This window comes from Kitasatospora sp. NPDC053057 (genome assembly GCF_044546945.1).
Taxonomy (GTDB): domain Bacteria; phylum Actinomycetota; class Actinomycetes; order Streptomycetales; family Streptomycetaceae; genus Kitasatospora.
The window spans coordinates 366,293-381,058 of the sequence record NZ_JBITZP010000001.1 but is presented as its reverse complement, the minus strand read 5'-3'; the positions used below and the strand labels follow the sequence as shown (position 1 = coordinate 381,058).

At 72.9% G+C, this 14,766-nt stretch carries 17 protein-coding genes and 1 riboswitch; of the genes, 6 read left to right on the top strand and 11 right to left on the bottom strand.

Annotated elements, in window-relative coordinates; all coding sequences use genetic code 11:
* Nucleotides 1–16 precede the first annotated feature (16 nt).
* A complete protein-coding gene (locus ACIG5E_RS01735; RefSeq protein ID WP_396530803.1) occupies nt 17–814 on the top strand; it encodes an IclR family transcriptional regulator in 798 nt (265 codons plus the stop codon).
* A 183-nt stretch (nt 815–997) separates the two neighbouring features.
* Complete coding sequence (locus ACIG5E_RS01730) at nt 998–1,624, top strand: hypothetical protein (protein ID WP_396530802.1); 627 nt, start codon at nt 998–1,000, stop codon at nt 1,622–1,624.
* A 41-nt stretch (nt 1,625–1,665) separates the two neighbouring features.
* Here the strand turns inward: ACIG5E_RS01730 and ACIG5E_RS01725 are convergent, their stop codons facing one another.
* Nucleotides 1,666–3,048, bottom strand: coding sequence for a hypothetical protein (locus ACIG5E_RS01725; protein ID WP_396530801.1), 1,383 nt, complete (start codon nt 3,046–3,048; stop codon nt 1,666–1,668).
* A 2-nt stretch (nt 3,049–3,050) separates the two neighbouring features.
* A riboswitch (cyclic di-AMP (ydaO/yuaA leader) is annotated at nt 3,051–3,214 on the bottom strand.
* Between the two features lie 437 nt (nt 3,215–3,651).
* On the opposite strand from ACIG5E_RS01725, the gene ACIG5E_RS01720 reads away from it, so the two are divergent.
* The gene (locus tag ACIG5E_RS01720) at nt 3,652–3,981 is read left to right on the top strand and encodes a MoaF-related domain-containing protein (RefSeq protein ID WP_396530800.1); all 330 of its coding nucleotides are present in this window, start codon (nt 3,652–3,654) and stop codon (nt 3,979–3,981) included.
* A gap of 75 nt (nt 3,982–4,056) precedes the next feature.
* Here ACIG5E_RS01720 and ACIG5E_RS01715 read toward each other — a convergent pair whose 3' ends face one another.
* Nucleotides 4,057–5,253, bottom strand: coding sequence for an alpha/beta hydrolase-fold protein (locus ACIG5E_RS01715; RefSeq protein ID WP_396530798.1), 1,197 nt, complete (start codon nt 5,251–5,253; stop codon nt 4,057–4,059).
* Nucleotides 5,254–5,350: 97 nt separating this feature from the next.
* Nucleotides 5,351–6,001: a TetR/AcrR family transcriptional regulator gene (locus tag ACIG5E_RS01710; RefSeq protein WP_396530797.1), complete on the bottom strand. Its 651-nt coding sequence runs from the start codon at nt 5,999–6,001 to the stop codon at nt 5,351–5,353.
* Between the two features lie 137 nt (nt 6,002–6,138).
* On the opposite strand from ACIG5E_RS01710, the gene ACIG5E_RS01705 reads away from it, so the two are divergent.
* Complete coding sequence (locus ACIG5E_RS01705; protein WP_396530795.1) at nt 6,139–6,903, top strand: SDR family NAD(P)-dependent oxidoreductase; 765 nt, start codon at nt 6,139–6,141, stop codon at nt 6,901–6,903.
* Between the two features lie 167 nt (nt 6,904–7,070).
* Here the strand turns inward: ACIG5E_RS01705 and ACIG5E_RS01700 are convergent, their stop codons facing one another.
* The 5 genes from ACIG5E_RS01700 to ACIG5E_RS01680 form a co-directional block, all read right to left on the bottom strand.
* On the bottom strand, nt 7,071–7,730 hold the full coding sequence (locus ACIG5E_RS01700) for a Pr6Pr family membrane protein (protein WP_396530794.1): 660 nt from the start codon (nt 7,728–7,730) through the stop codon (nt 7,071–7,073).
* A gap of 97 nt (nt 7,731–7,827) precedes the next feature.
* A complete protein-coding gene (locus tag ACIG5E_RS01695) occupies nt 7,828–8,826 on the bottom strand; it encodes a phosphotriesterase (protein WP_396530793.1) in 999 nt (332 codons plus the stop codon).
* Nucleotides 8,823–9,254, bottom strand: a complete 432-nt coding sequence (locus tag ACIG5E_RS01690; protein WP_396530792.1) for a carboxymuconolactone decarboxylase family protein — start codon at nt 9,252–9,254, stop codon at nt 8,823–8,825. The genes ACIG5E_RS01695 and ACIG5E_RS01690 overlap by 4 nt, the downstream gene beginning before the upstream one ends.
* A 14-nt stretch (nt 9,255–9,268) precedes the next feature.
* On the bottom strand, nt 9,269–9,907 hold the full coding sequence (locus tag ACIG5E_RS01685) for a DUF4865 family protein (RefSeq protein ID WP_396530791.1): 639 nt from the start codon (nt 9,905–9,907) through the stop codon (nt 9,269–9,271).
* Between the two features lie 69 nt (nt 9,908–9,976).
* Complete coding sequence (locus tag ACIG5E_RS01680) at nt 9,977–10,546, bottom strand: TetR/AcrR family transcriptional regulator (protein ID WP_396530790.1); 570 nt, start codon at nt 10,544–10,546, stop codon at nt 9,977–9,979.
* Between the two features lie 418 nt (nt 10,547–10,964).
* On the opposite strand from ACIG5E_RS01680, the gene ACIG5E_RS01675 reads away from it, so the two are divergent.
* Nucleotides 10,965–11,957 (top strand): aldo/keto reductase, encoded by a 993-nt coding sequence (locus ACIG5E_RS01675; protein WP_396530789.1) that lies wholly within the window; start codon nt 10,965–10,967, stop codon nt 11,955–11,957.
* Nucleotides 11,958–12,063: 106 nt separating this feature from the next.
* Here ACIG5E_RS01675 and ACIG5E_RS01670 read toward each other — a convergent pair whose 3' ends face one another.
* A complete protein-coding gene (locus ACIG5E_RS01670; protein WP_396531028.1) occupies nt 12,064–12,273 on the bottom strand; it encodes a hypothetical protein in 210 nt (69 codons plus the stop codon).
* 28 nt (nt 12,274–12,301) lie between these two features.
* Here ACIG5E_RS01670 and ACIG5E_RS01665 point away from each other — a divergent pair, with 28 nt between their 5' ends.
* Complete coding sequence (locus tag ACIG5E_RS01665) at nt 12,302–12,532, top strand: IclR family transcriptional regulator C-terminal domain-containing protein (protein WP_396530788.1); 231 nt, start codon at nt 12,302–12,304, stop codon at nt 12,530–12,532.
* 124 nt (nt 12,533–12,656) lie between these two features.
* Here the strand turns inward: ACIG5E_RS01665 and ACIG5E_RS01660 are convergent, their stop codons facing one another.
* Nucleotides 12,657–13,394 (bottom strand): winged helix-turn-helix domain-containing protein, encoded by a 738-nt coding sequence (locus tag ACIG5E_RS01660; protein ID WP_396530786.1) that lies wholly within the window; start codon nt 13,392–13,394, stop codon nt 12,657–12,659.
* Between the two features lie 760 nt (nt 13,395–14,154).
* Nucleotides 14,155–14,691: a GTP-binding protein gene (locus tag ACIG5E_RS01655; RefSeq protein ID WP_396531012.1), complete on the bottom strand. Its 537-nt coding sequence runs from the start codon at nt 14,689–14,691 to the stop codon at nt 14,155–14,157.
* Between the last annotated feature and the right edge of the window lie 75 nt (nt 14,692–14,766).

Below are 14,766 nucleotides of genomic sequence, written 5' to 3'. Positions count from 1 at the left end.
AGCGAAGGGAACGCCGGTGGTTGCGACCCCCGACACAGCATCGACGACAGGCGCCGACCGCGCGAGCGGCGGCGTGCAGTCCGTCGAACGCGCCTTCCAACTCCTGGAGGCGCTGGCCGACTCCGGCGGGGTGGCCACCCTCAGCGAGCTCTCCAGCAGTTCCGGCCTCCCGATGCCGACCATCCACCGACTGGTTCGTACCCTCGTCCAGCAGGGCTATGTCCGCCAGGACACCGCGCGCCGCTACACCCTCGGCCCCCGGCTGATCCGCCTCGGCGAGACGGCCGGCCGCCTGCTCGGCAGCTGGGCCCGCCCCTACCTGGCCGAGCTCATGGAGGCCACCGGCGAGACCGCCAACCTGGCCGTGCTGGAGGGCGGCGAGGTGGTGTACGTCGGGCAGGTGCAGTCGCGGCGCTCGATGCGGATGTTCACCGAGGTCGGGCGGCGGGTGCAGCCGCACTGCACCGGCGTCGGCAAGGCGCTGCTCGCCCAGCTCCCCGAGGACGAGGCGCGCGCGATCCTGGGCCCCAACCCGCTGCCCGCGCACACCGAGTACACCGTGACCGACCCGCAGGAGCTGATGGACCAGCTCGCCGAGGCGCGCGAGCGCGGGTACGTGGTCGACGACCAGGAGCAGGAGATCGGCGTCCGCTGCATCGCGCTCGCGGTACCGGGCGCTCCAACGCCCACAGCCCTGTCGGTGTCCGGTCCGGAGGCCCGGATCCGGGCGCTGGAGGAGCAGGCGGGGTCGTCCTCGCTGGTGCCGGTGATGCACCAGATCGCGTCCCGACTCGGGCAGGTCCTCGCGCCCTGACGTTTCGTCAATCGCCTTGCCCGGGTCGCGCGGTGGGGCCGCTGCCGCATCCCGCTCGCGTTGTCCTCCTTTCGACGGACCGGTGGGCGGGTTGCGCCGGGTCCGGACCCCCGGTGCCACCACCCTGGTGCGGACGCGGCCCGCGACGGAGCGGGCGGCCGGAGCACGAGGGAACGGTGAGCGGTGTCCGAGCGTACGCGGGGCAGGCGCAGGGGGCTTCAGGTCGGATCCGGCGGCACGGCCGACCGGGCCGCCGGGGCCACGGCGGGGCAGACGCCGACGGCGGTGACGGCGGTGACGGCGGCGGGTTGCACGGTCGCACTGCTGGCCGCCGGGCCGTCCTGGGCCCTGCGTCCCGCGCCCCGGCCCGAACCGCGGGTCGCGGCGGCGAGCCCGGCCGCCGCACGGTCCCACTCCGACCTGGAGGTGACCCGGATGGACCCGGACCCCGCCCCGCCCGGTGGCAGGACCACCGTCCACGCCTTCGTCGCGAACCGCGGCCCGGACACCACGGCCTCGCCGTTCACCGTGATCGTCACCCTGCCGGACGGCGTGACACCGCAGGGCCCGTACTTCCCCGCCGACTGCGCGGTGCTGCGGGGCGGGCGCACGGTGCGTTGCGTCTTCGAGGCCGGACTGAAGCAGGGGCGCAGCGCCACCGCGCTCGTCCCGGTGCGGGTCTCCCGCGACGTGCCGACGGGCGTGCTGACCGGCGGGTCGGTCGAGGTGCACAGCCCGGACGACCGGGACGAACGCAACAACCGGCAGCCGTTCGACCTGAACGTGGTCGAGACGGCTGCCGGTTCCTGAGAGCGGCTGGTCTGCGGGCTACGTGCGCTCGGCGTCCGCGCTCAGCGGTAGACGCGCACGTAGTCGGCGGCGAAGGTGATCGGGGTGTTCCCCTGCGGCGCCGGGTGGTACTTGCCGGCACCGACCGAGAGGTTGAGGATCAGGTACGCGGAGAAGTCTGCACCCACGCCCTTGCCGTCCGAGTACACCTTGACGCCGTTGACGTACCAGTCGACCGAGTTGGCGCCGTAGTAGGTGCCGATGGTGATCCACTGGTCCTTGGCGACGGCCTTGGCGTCGGTGTAGTAGTCCGGGTTGCCGGGGTTGACGTGGTTGGTCAGCTCCAGCAGGTTCGGGTTGTCGGGGTGGTACTCGAAGGAGTCGATCTCCCCGTTGCCGTTCTTCCAGGTCCACAGGGCGGGCCAGGCACCGGTGACGGAGGGCATCTTGACCCGGGTCTCGGCGTAGTCACCGGTCTTGACCTGGAAGCCCTCGGCGGAGCCCTCGGTGGTCAGCAAGCCGGTGTTCCAGGACTGCTGGCCGTTCTCCAGGGTGGGGCCGCCGGGGGTGGCGGTGAAGGTGGCGACGCCGTTGGCGACGCTGACGTTGTTCTTGTTCAGCCAGTCGAGCTTGTTGTCGTCCGGGTTGTGGTTGCCGTACCTGTACGCGGTGCTCTTGTCGCCGACCCAGCGCTGGCCCCAGTTGATCGGGCCGTTGAACTCGTCGGACCAGGTCAGCGACTTGCCGGCGATCGGGGACGCCGGCGCCGGGGTGCTCGGGCTCGCGGTGGCGCTCGGGCTCGCGGTGGGCGCGGTAGTGGGCGCGGCGGTTGGGGTCGGCTTGGCGGTGGGCGCAGTGGTCGCGGTCGGCTTGGTGGTGGGCGCGGCGGTCGGCGCCGGCACGCTGGTGGGCGCGGCAGTCGGGGCCGGCGCGCTCGTGGAGGTGGCGGTCGGGGCCGGGGTGGGCGTCGACGTGCCGGTACGGGAGACCACCAGCTGCTGCGAGGGCAGGTTGTGCCAGGTGCCGCCGAGGTCCTGCCAGAAGCCGAACTGGGTGTACGTCCCGGCGGGCAGGGTGCGCGCGCCGCTGGTGAAGTCGAGCCCGGTGGGGCAGATCTGCACGTTGCCGGCGTTGCCCGGGAAGTCCAGGTTGGTGCCGCGCGCGTCGCGGACGCCGACGCCGACGGTCCTGGCGACGAAGCAGGACGAGGAGTGCAGGCTCAGCGAGGCGGTGGCGGCCTTGCCCGCGACCATGGTGGCGGGGGCGAGGCGGTCCTGGGTGACGGTCGGGCCGGTGGCGGCCTGGGCACCGGCGACGGACGGCAGCCCGAGCAGGCCGGCGCCGCTGATGGCGAGCGCGCCGGTGGCGGCGAGGGCGGCGTTGCGGCCGCGGTGGGACGGACGGGCATGGCGGGGTGCGCGACGGCGCCCGGCAGGAGGGTGCATGGGAGTCCTCTGCGACGCCTGCGAGGTGAGCTGTCGGATTCGGGCTGCAGTTGCCCGGCCGCCTGTGGAGCGGCTTCACCCCTAGCCGCGACCCGCACGCTGGTGCGCACGGGCCGGGCACTGACCTTGGTTCCCCCGCTCCCGTCCGCTGTGGTGCTCGGCTGCCCGCCGACGGGTGGACAGGACTCGGCGTCCCGGCGACGGGGTCCGCGAGGGCGGACGACCCGTTGCAGGCTAGGCAGGCTGTGCGTGAACGGACAACTCGATCGGTCCGGTTGTCGCGCAGCTCACAGTGGTGTCGATCAACGACGCTGCGTGGCAGCCGAGTTGATCAATCCCGGCGCCACGGCCGGGGCACCTCCAGGCAGGGCCTCGGGGTGTACGTGCCGTAGCGGGTCATGTACAGGTGCGGGGACGACCGGGGTGCCGGTGCCACCGGCGTCCCATCCGGTGGCGTACCGCACCGTGGCGCGGGGCCGCCCGAATCCGCCCGGTCGGATAAATTGGAAGCCTGGCATTTTCCGCGGTGCACAAGTGCACCGAGTCCGATGTGCCCGCCCGTACGGTCCGTCCCACGCTCCCGAGAAGAGGTCCCGCCCCACCATGACCGCGTCCCTGCCCGCCTTCGCCGGCCGTACCTACGTCTTCCGGGCCGACAACGGCGCGGCCTTCCGAAACACCTACTCGGCCGACGGCATGCGGCTGCGCTGGGAGGGCCTCGGCGAGTCGGCGGGCCAGTGGGAGGACGTGCGGCTGCACGTCGCCGAGGTCGCGCCGGGGATCTACTTCGTCAGCTGGACGGAGCAGAGCGGGATCACCGTCAGCCACGTGATGGACCTCAACGCGCTGACCGTGCGCGCCTTCTGGACCTTCGAGGGCGAGGGCGGCCGGGTCGGCCAGCTGCACACCGGGACGCTGGAGCGGGTGGCCTGAGCCGCGTGACGACGAACCGAACCCCCGGGGGCGGCCCCGGGGGTTCGGTTCGCTCTCGTCCGACGGAGTCGTCCGTCAGACGGTCTGGCCCGGCTGGTCGGTCTGGCCCTGCCGGCCCGGCTCGGCCGGCTGGTTCGGCTGGTTCGGCACCTTGAGGTGCTGGGACAGCCACTCCAGCGAGGAGGGCAGCAGCGCGCTCCAGGTCTCGAAGTTGTGGCCGCCGTTCTCGAGCATGCTGTACGAGACCTTCATCGGGCTGTGCACCCCGTCGATGAACGCCTCGGTGTCCTGCTTGTAGTTGCCGTCGCCCTTCTTGGTGCCGGCCAGCAGGAGGGAGATGTTCGGCTGCGGCAGGTTCTTCAGCCGCCACATCAGGTTGGCCTCGTCGCGGCGCTGCTTGCTGCCGCCGAAGAGGTCACCGGTGGTCGGGTCGTCGGCGGCCTCGTAGTACCCGGACAGGGCGACGGCGGTCGGGAAGACGTCCGGGTGGCGCATGGCCAGCTTGACGGCGCAGTAGCCGCCGGTCGAGTTGCCCATGTAGGCCCAGGCGTGCGGGTCGGTCGAGACCCGGTAGCTCGCCTCGATCGCCGAGGGGACGTCCTTGGTGAAGTACGTGTCGGACTGGGCGCCGCCCGGGATGTCCTCGCACTCGGTGTCCTGCGGCAGGGCGGGCGAGGGACGCATCAGGACCATGACGGTCGGCTGCATCCGGCCTTCCTGCAGCAGCTTGAGCGCGGCACCCGGGTAGTTGAAGCGGGTGATCAGGTTCTCGGCGATTCCTGGAAACCCGGTGCTGACGATCACGGCCGGGAACTGCTTCCGCGCGTACTCCGGCTGGAAGTACTGCGGCGGCAGGTAGACGTACCCCTCGGTCGACAGCCGGCTCTCCTTGCCGTCGATCCGCACCTTGCGGATCTCGCCGGACTGGCTGGGCTCGCGGCCCATCGCCCCGCCGCCCTTGACCGAGGCCTGGCCGATGGTCTCCACCATCAGGCGTCCGGAGGCGTCCGCCTTGTTGTGGATCACCACCGGGCCGGTGCTGCCGGTGCCGAGCAGGTCGTCCCAACTGCTGTAGAACGCGAAGTAGTTGTTGGCCACCAGGCCGAGTGCGGCGAGCACGGCGACCTGGGTGGCGAGCAGCGTGCCTATTCGGCCGAGCACCGCCTGCCAGCTCTTCCGGGCGAGTCTGGGCCACAGCCAGACCGTGCCGACCATCATCACGACCGCAATCAGTACGGCCAGCGCCAGCACTTTGTGGCTCGTCAGACCCATGTCCCAGTTGCTCCCACGCCTCGAACTCCGCACCCCTCCGCTCAGAGACATCCGAGGAGGTCACCCCGGTTCCCCCACCGGGGCGCGAGGACCAACCCTAGCGGGAGCTGTGAGGAAGCTGATCGGCGACTGGGGGTGCCGTGAGAAGCCGCAGCCCCGCCGTGAGCTCGCGCATGCAGCGGGCGCCGAGGTCCTGCGGGGAACCCGGGCCGGCGACCGGGGCGTCGGAGCCGGCCCACTGTTCCAGGGCCACCCGGATCGCCGCCGTGGCCGCGGCGGCGGCGAGCCGGATCTCCAGCGGATCGACGCCGTCCGGGCAGCGGGCCGCCAGCACGGAGCGCAGCCGCTCCTCCGATCCGGCGTGGACGCGCTGCCAGGTGCCGTCCAGCCGCGGGTCGCGCAGCAGGCTGCGGGTCCAGTGCATGGCCTCGACGGCCTCGTCGTCGGCCGGGGTCAGCGACTCGACCGCCGAGCGCGCCAGCGCCTCGCGCAGCGGGAGGTCCGTCGGACTCCCGGCCAGCAGGTCCACCCAGCGCTGCCCGCCCGCCGCCAGCAGCGGGGCGACGGCGTCCTCCTTGACCGAGAAGTAGCGGTAGAAGGTGCGCAGCGAGATGCCCGCAGCGGCGGCGATCTCCTCGGCGGTGGTCGCCTCGGCGCCCCGCTCGGCGAAGAGCGCGGCAGCGGTGCGGGCGATCTCCAGCCGGGTGGCGTCACGGCGGCGCTGGGTCAGGGTCGGGCGTCCGGTCACAAGGGTCAGCGTACGCATCCGCATGCCGTCCTGGCACATCGCGCCGAAGTGTCGCGTCAAGACTTTTTGGCACACCGTGCCATCTAGGCGTACCGTGTCTCTTGAGGTCGAGAGACCACGAACGAAGGAGTACCACCATGGAGCGCTTCAGCGGACGGAACGTCCTGATCACCGGCGGCGGCTCTGGCATCGGCCAGGCCACCGTGCACCGGATCCTCGCCGAGGGCGGGAACGTCGTCGCCGTCGACGTCAACGAGGACGGCCTGAAGAAGACCCTGGACCGCGCGACCGCCGACGGCACCGCCGACCGCCTGACCAGCCAGGTGCTGGACATCGCGGACGAGGCCGCCGTCGTCACGGGCGTGGCCGAGGCGATCGCCGCGCTGGGCGGTCTGGACGTCCTGGTCAACGCGGCCGGCATCCTCCGCTCCTCGCACACCCACGAGACCACCCTGGAGTTCTGGAACAAGCTCCTCGCGGTGAACCTGACCGGCACCTTCCTGATGACCCGCGAGGCGCTCCCCGCGCTGCTCGCGACCGGCCGGGGCGTGGTGGTCAACTTCAGCTCCACCTCCGCGACCTTCGCCCACCCCTACATGGCCGCGTACGCCGCGACCAAGGGCGGCATCCAGTCCTTCACCCACGCGATCGCCTCGGAGTACTCGAAGCAGGGCCTGCGCGCGGTCTGCGTCGCGCCGGGCAGCATCGACAGCGGCATGACCAACAACCCGGGCCTGCCCGCCGACGCCGACTTCAGCCTGCTCGCCAAGCTCTCCCCCGCCCTCGGCCAGGGCTTCGCGGGCCCGGAGACGGTCGCCGGCGTGATCGCCATGCTGGCCTCCGACGACGGCGCCTTCGTCACCGGCACCGAGCTCCGCATCGACGGCGGCACCCACATGTGACCCGTCGGTCCGGGTTTGAGCGTGGGGCGTGTGCCATCCCCCGTATGGCACACGCCCCATCCGCGTGCCCCGGCCTCGCCCTGGCGGCGGTGGGTGGCACTGGGCGGCGCCGGGGCGGACCGTACGTGATGATTTGTGACACTCCGTCAGCGTATGCGGTGTGTGGGTCAGCCGCTCCGGGCCCGGGTGTGACGGCCGCGCGGTGCCCCTCCCTGCCGGGCGTCGCGGTGGGCGGCGAGGGCGTTGCCCACCGCGGCGATCGCGGCCCCGACCAACAGCAGGGCCACCATCAGCAGGAAGCACGCCCCCGCGATCCGGCGGTAGCCGCCGTGCCGGGCGGGGTCGAGGAACGGGTACGGGTACCAGTCGACGGCGTGGCCGCGGGTCAGCGTGTACACCAGGTAGACCAGCGGGAACGCCAGCCAGCCGAGCACCACGACGGGGCGGACGCGCCCGGCGGGCGGGTCGATCAGCCAGTCGGCGAGCAGGACGAGCGGCATCGCGCGGTGGACCACGTCGCCCACCCACGGGATCACCAGCAGCGCCGGGTACTTCGCCAGCAGCGTGCCGTAGACCAGCCCGGTGATCGCCAGGTAGAGCACCACGGCCCCGCGCACCGCGTCCGGCACCGGTCGGCGGCCGGTCAGTCCGGCCCAGCCGCCGTACGCCAGGACGGCCGTCCCGGCGAGGTTGCTGAGGTCGGTGAAGTAGCTGAAGAAGTTCACCACCCCGGTGACATCGGTCGCCGCGTGGTAGCCGGAGAAGCAGAGGGCGACGGCGAGGAAGGCCGCGACGGCGAGCCGGGCGGGGGCGAGCCACGAGTGCATCGTCGGGACCGCCTCTCTGGGGCGTGGTCCGGGCAGGGGCTACTCGGATTCAAACCCCAGCGGGCGGACTCGGCCACAGGAGGCGGCCGGCTCCGCTTCAGGGGGTGCGCCAGTCCACCGCGAAGGCCGCCGCCGGGTTGGCGACCAGCAGTCGGTCGGGCAGCTCGGGCCCGAAGGTGCGGGCGAGCCGCGGGGCGAGGTCGGTGAGCAGCCGGGCGGGGCCGCCCAGCTCGCGGGCCGTACGGGTGGTGGTGTCGGCGCCGAGCAGCAGCCGGTCGGCGAGGCCCGCCTCGACCAGGTCGGCGATCACGTCGAAGGCCTGGAGGTCGGCGGGGTGGCCGATCCGGGAGGGACTGTCCAGGGCGAGGAACACGCCCTCGGCGGCGAGGCTGCGGTGCAGCGCCCGGTCGGTGAAGCGGGTGAGGTGGCCGAGGACGATCCGGTCGGGGCGGACTCCGTGCCGTCCGTGGAGCCGGCGCAGGACTCCGTGCGGGTCACCGTCGGGTTCGAGGTGGACGGCGATCGGGGCGCCGGTGGCGTGGTGGGCCTCGGCCGCGGCGGCCATCGTCCGGCGGGTGTGCCCGGTGAGCGGGCCGGCGTCGTCGGCGATCTTGATCAGGCCGGGTCGCACGCCCTCGGTGGCGCCGGGGAGCCCGGTGGTGAGCTCGGTGACGAAGCGCTCGGCGAGGTCGGCGTACGGGGTATGGCGGCGGCCGTGGCTGTGGTCGTTCGGGGTGGGGAAGCGGCCCGGGGCGTAGTGGGCGGTCTGGTGCGCGCCGGTGGCGGCGACGACGTGGACACCGGTCGCGCGGGACAGCTCGGCGAGGGCGTCCGCGCCCCGGCCCATGCCCCACGGGGTCCACTGGACGAGGGTGCGGCCGCCGGTGGCGGCGTAGGCGCGCAGCACGTCCTCGGCGGCGGCCGGGTCGTCCAGCTCCTGACCGGGGAACCGGGGGCTGCGGATGAACAGGTGGTCGTGGGAGTCGGTGACGCCCAGCTCGGCGGGGTCGAGGTCGCCGAGGACGGTCCGTACGGTCCGGGCGGTCCGGGCGGTCCGGGTGGTGGGGGCGGTCCGGGCGGCGGGGGCGGCGGTCATGCGCGGGCCTCCGCCGGGGTGCCGGATGCCGGGGCGTCGGCCGCCGTGAAGGTGGCGGTGGCGACCCGGAGGCCGGCCAGAGCCTTGGGAACGCCCACGTACGGGGCGAGATGGACGATCACCTCGGTGATCTCCTCCCGCGTCATACCGATCCGCAGGCTGTTGCGGACGTGGTCGGCGAGCTGCGGCTCGACGCCGCCGAGGGCGGTGAGTGCGGCCAGGTTGGCGATCTGGCGGTCGCGCAGGGCGAGGCCGGGGCGCTGGTAGGTGCCGCCGAACAGGCTGGTGACGATCCAGTCGGCGAAGCCGGGGGCGAGGCCGTCCAGGCCGCCGAGGGTGTCGGCGGCGGCCGGGCCGGCGAGTTCGGCGAGCAGGGCGTAGCCGGCTTCGCGGTCGAGCGGGGCGGGGGTGAGGTCGGCGGGGGTCATGGTGGCGGGACCTTTCACCAGTGGCGGCCGGCCGGCAGCCGGTCGAGTTCTGGGCGGGACAGGTGCAGCACCTGGTAGCGGGTGCCGGGCGCGCCCTCGGGGGCCGGGCCGTGCCAGAGGGCGAGGCTGAGCAGCTCCCAGCGGCTCGGGTCCACGGCGACGGCGGCGGTGTGCAGGGCGGACTGCGCGGGGCGTGCGGGAAGCTCGGCGGGTTCGGCGCGTGCGGGAAGTTCGGCGAGTTCGGCGAGTTCGGCGAGTTCGGCGAGTGCCTGTTCGACGGCCTCGGCCGGGTCCGCGGTCTCCGGGAGCCGTACGGTCGCGCGGGTGGCGGTCGTCGGCGAGTCGGTCCGGGTGCCCTCGATCAGGCCTGCGCCGAGCCAGTGGTGGACGGCGGGGCGGCCGAAGTCGGCGCTCAGACCGCGGAAGCCCGGGCCCCAGAGGAAGGCGTTCATGCCCTCGGCGGTGCGCCAGAGGTAGAACGGCGCGTACTGGTTGACCGGCGAACCGTCCTGGCCGCGCTCGCGAACCAGGTACGCCTTGAGGCCGAGCCCGGGGTGGGCGTCGAGCAGGTGGCCCTTGTCGGCCACGCGCTTGCGGACGATGCCCATGTCGTAGTCGGCGGGGAGGGTGATCTCGTACTGCATGGCGTGCACGGCAGGGCTCCTGGGCTCGGGCGGCTGATGGCGCGGGATGGCTGCGGCGGTCGTGCGCGGTGGTCGCCGTCAGGCCTGGTGACGGTGGGCGGCGAGCAGGCCGAGGGCGCCACGGACGGCCTGTTCGAAGGGCGCGGCGCTGTCCGCGGCGCGGGCCAGGACGTAGCCGCCCTGAACGACGGCGACCACGGCGGCGGCGGTGTCCGCCGGGTCGAGACCGGGGGCGAACTCGCCGTGCGCCTGTCCCTCGGCGATCAGTTCGGCGATCCGGCCGCGCAGCCAGTCGAAGGTCTCCTCGACCGGGGCGCGCAGCTGCGGGTCGGCGACGACGTCCGGGTCCTGGGCCATCCGGCCGATCCGGCAGCCGCGCAGCACCTCGCGGTCGCGGTTCAGGTAGGCGGCGATCCGGTCGTACACGGTGCCGGGGGCGGCGAGGTCGGCCTCGGCGGTGCCCCGCATCTGCTCCGCGCTGCGGCGCAGGGCGGCGGCCGCGAGGTCGGGCTTGCCCGTGAAGTGGTGGTACATGCTGCCCTGGCCGACGCCGGAGCGCTGCTGGATGGCCTTGGGGCTGGTGCCGACGTAGCCGCGCTCCCAGAGGAGGGCCTGGGTGCTCTCGATGAGGCGGTCCTGGGTGGTCATGCGAACCACTGTACATACCAGTAGGTACAGATGGGAAGCAGGTTTCCCGAACCAGGGGTGGACCGCACCGGAGAGGCTGAGGGCCGTGCGCCGCCCCCCGGCGGCCACGGCCCCTCGACGGTTCGTCATCCCCCTTGCCACCCTTGGACATTCCGCCGTGGCCGGTGGCGCGCGTCACGTCACGTACGGTGGCGGGCGTCACGCCTGGTAGGGGGTGCGCGGCGCGTTGCGCGGGCGGGCGTTCGGGGAAGTTCGCGCCGGATCGCCGGGCGGCATCGCTTGTGAGCGACTCCAGTTGTCGGACCGGATCGGGCTCCGGGGCAGCACGACCGACTGCAGGCGCGGTGAGACTGGCCTCCGTGAGCCGCGTCCACGGCACGGGCTTGATCGAGCCGGACCGGCTGGCAAGATGTCCGCCATGAGCTACCTCGCCGCGGATGACCGCTATGCCTCGATGACCTACCGGAAGGCCGGCCGCAGTGGCGTGCAGTTGCCCGCCGTCTCGCTGGGACTCTGGCACAACTTCGGTGACGCCCAACCGCTCGACGTGCAGCGGGCGGTGCTGCGCCGGGCCTTCGACCGGGGCGTCACCCACTTCGACCTGGCGAACAACTACGGCCCGCCGTACGGCAGCGCGGAGCGCAACTTCGGCTACCTGTTCGCGCAGGACTTCCGGCCGTACCGCGACGAGCTGTTCATCGCGACCAAGGCCGGCTGGGACATGTGGCCCGGCCCGTACGGCAACGGCAGCAGCCGCAAGTACCTGCTGGCCAGCCTGGACCAGTCGCTGGGCCGGATGGGGCTGGACTACGTCGACGTCTTCTACTCGCACCGCTACGACCCGGACACCCCGATCGAGGAGACGATGGGGGCGCTGGACAGCGCGGTGCGCTCCGGCAGGGCGCTGTACGCGGCGATCTCCAACTACCCGGCGGAGCAGCACCGGGAGGCGATGGCGATCCTGCGCGAGCTGGGGACGCCGGCGCTGATGAACCAGTCGGCGTACTCGATCCTCAACCGGCACGTGGAGGAGGCCGGCGTGCTGGACGCGGTGGGCGACACCCAGACCAGCCTGATCGCCTACTCGCCGCTCGCCCAGGGCCTGTTGACGGATCGCTACCTGTCCGGGCAGGTGCCGGCCGGGTCGCGGATGTCGGTCGGGAAGTTCCTCACCGAGGAGGTGCTGACCGGGCCGAAGCTGGAGCAGCTGCGGGCACTGAACAGGGTCGCCGAGGGGCGCGGGCAGAGCCTGGGCCAGCTCGCGCTGTGCTGGGTGCTGCGAGACCCCCGGGTCGTCTCGGTGATCATCGGGGCGAGCAGCGTGGCCCAGCTGGACCAGAACCTCGATGCGCTGGCCGGCGGGCCGCTGACGGAGGAGGAGCTGGCGGAGATCGACCGGCTGAGCGCCTGAGGGTGCGCGCCGGCGCATGACGGATGACAGCTGACAGATTTCGAAATCTGTCAGCTGTCATCCGTTATCTGTTCGCCGTCATCTGTTCGTCGTCATCCGTCTGCTGTCATCTGTTCGCCGTCCACTCGCCTGCGGCTCGCCCTTGGCGGCGGATGCCCAACGCGGGCAGAACCGTTTCTGCAACTCGGTGCGCCTCCTCCAGCAACGGGTTGCCGGAGAGGATGAGGGTGTCGACGCCCAGCGCCTCGAACTCCTGCAACTGCTCGATCGTCAGAAGTCGATGTCGATCGCCGTCCTTCACCGCCCGTACGATCACCGAACCGGCGCTCCTGGAGGAGGGGTTGGTGAAGGTCCGGGCCGCCGGTCACGCGCTCAACGACGGCGAGTCGACCGCCGGGGTACGGACGGTCGCGGTCCCCGTCCTGGATGCGGCGGGCCAGGCCCGGTTCGCGCTCGCGGCCCGCTCGACTCCGACGCACCTCACCGACGACCGGTTGGACTGGTTCCTCGGCCACGCCCGGACCTGCGCGGACGCCCGCGCCGTCCTCCTGCTGCCGCCGGACCAGCGGGCCTGATCAACGGAGCCCATCGAGCCGCTGGACCCGCCAAACCTGCCGGACCACCCAACGCGCCACAGCGGGCCGCCCGTTCACGGAATGAACGGACAACCCGCTGCACCAACACATGCTTTGGCGTCGATCAGTGGACTGGCGTGTACTTGTACCCGACCCGGCGCACCGTCACGATCGAGTCCCGGTACGCCGGTCCGAGCTTGCGGCGCAGCCGGGCGACGTGCACGTCGACCGTGCGGCCGTCCCCGACGTGACCGTAGCCCCAGACCGCCGAGACCAGGTGGTCTCGGGTGTGCACCCGCTGCGGATGCTCGGTGAGGTGGGCCAGCAGCTCGAACTCCAGGTACGTGAGGTCGAGGAGCCGACCGTCGACGTAGGCGTTGCGCCGCTCGGCGTCGACGGTGATGCCGCGTCCGGCCGGCCGGACCGGCCGGACGGCGCCCGGTGCACCGGCCCCGGGCAGGCCGACCGGCGCCGGCGTCGGGTTCTCGGCCGGCACCAGCACCAGGTAGCCGACCATCGGGGGGCCCGCGGCCCCGCCCGCCTGCGCACCGTACTGCGCGAGCAGTCCCTGCGGCAGCACGCCCTGCGGCAGGGCGGCGACGACGGCCGCCCCCTCCGGCAGTGCGGCGAGCAGCGAGGCGGGCGCCGGCGGTACGACCGCACCGGGCTGCGGCCCGACGGCCGGTACCGCTCCCGGACGGTTCGGCCCGACGACCGGGGAGCCGGACGGGATGGGGACGGATGGGATGGAGACGGACGGGATGGTGGAGGGAACGGCGGAGACGGAGGGAACGGACCGGACCGCGCGCAGGTGCGGGGTCGCGGTGGGCAGGGGCAGGGTGGCCGTGGAGGAGGAAGACATGGTGTGCCGCTCATTTCGCGCGTGACGGACGGGGTGGAGTCGTCTGCGCGTCGACCGGGCGCACTGCCGGGGCTGGACCGGGGTGGGGCCGGGTTCAGCGGGCGGAGGGCCGGGACGCGCTGGGCGAGACCGGACACGTCTGATCGAACAGGTGCGGCTGCCGGGACGGCCAGAACGGCTCGAGGTCGTGGCGACCCCGTCGGCGGTCCGCGCCGGGACCGGTGGGACCGGTAGGACTGCTGGGGCAGACGATGTTCACTGGTGGTTTCTCCGCGGGGCGGGGCCGGTTGGGCCGGCCGCGGGTGCACCTGACGGGCGATCCGCTGCGGCCTGGTCGACGGGTTCGGTGGTGCGTCGGACGGCGGCCGGGTGTGGGCCGGAGGCGCCGGGGACGTACCGGGTCGGGGCGAAGCCGGTCAGCGACAACAGGCGCTGCAGATCAGCGCGTGGTCGATGTGGCGGCGGACGGTGAGCACCGGCATGACGGGGCCGGGCACGGCGGTGATGCGTCGCCGGTCGACGGTCATCCCTGCTGCCCCCCCCTTCGTCCTGCATCGTTCTGACGGCCCTCTCGACGGCACGGCCGGGACGGCTTTCGTCCACAGAGCCTTCCACGCCCGAGCCCGTCTAGGCAACCTTCCGGAGGCCGAGCGTCCGACATGTGGACCGCTCGATGAGACGCCGGGTATACGAAGGGCCCCTGACCAGCGGCGATCCCACGGCACCTCAGGCCCGGCCTCAGGCCCGGCCTCAGGTGCCCTCAGGCTCGTCGGCGGAGCGCGGCGGCGTGCTCGACCAGCGTCACCAGCAGCTCCTTCCCGTCCTCCCGCAGCCGTGCGTCGCACAGCACCACCGGGATCCCGGGGTCGAGGTCCAGCGCGTCCCGGACCTCCTCCGGGGCGAACCGCTCGGTGCCCTCGAAGCAGTTGACCGCGACCAGGAACGGGATGCCGCGCTGCTCGAAGAAGTCCACCGAGGGGAAGCAGTCGGCCAGTCGCCGGGTGTCGGCGAGCACCACGGCGCCGAGCGCGCCGCGCGCCAACTCGTCCCAGACGAACCAGAACCGGTCCTGCCCGGGCGTCCCGAACAGGTAGAGCGCGAGGCCGGGCCGCAGGTCGATCCGGCCGAAGTCCATCGCCACCGTGGTGGTGCGTTTGGCCTCCACGCCCGAGGTGTCGTCCACCGGACGGCCCAGCTCGCTGAGCTCCTCCTCGGTGCGCAGCGGCCGGATCTCGCTGACCGAGCCGACCAGGGTGGTCTTGCCCGCGCCGAACCCGCCCGCCACCAGGATCTTCACCGCGACGGCCGGACCGCCGCGCCAGCGCGGGTCGTTGGCGCTCTCGACCGGCTTTGGCGCAGCACTCCCCGGAGC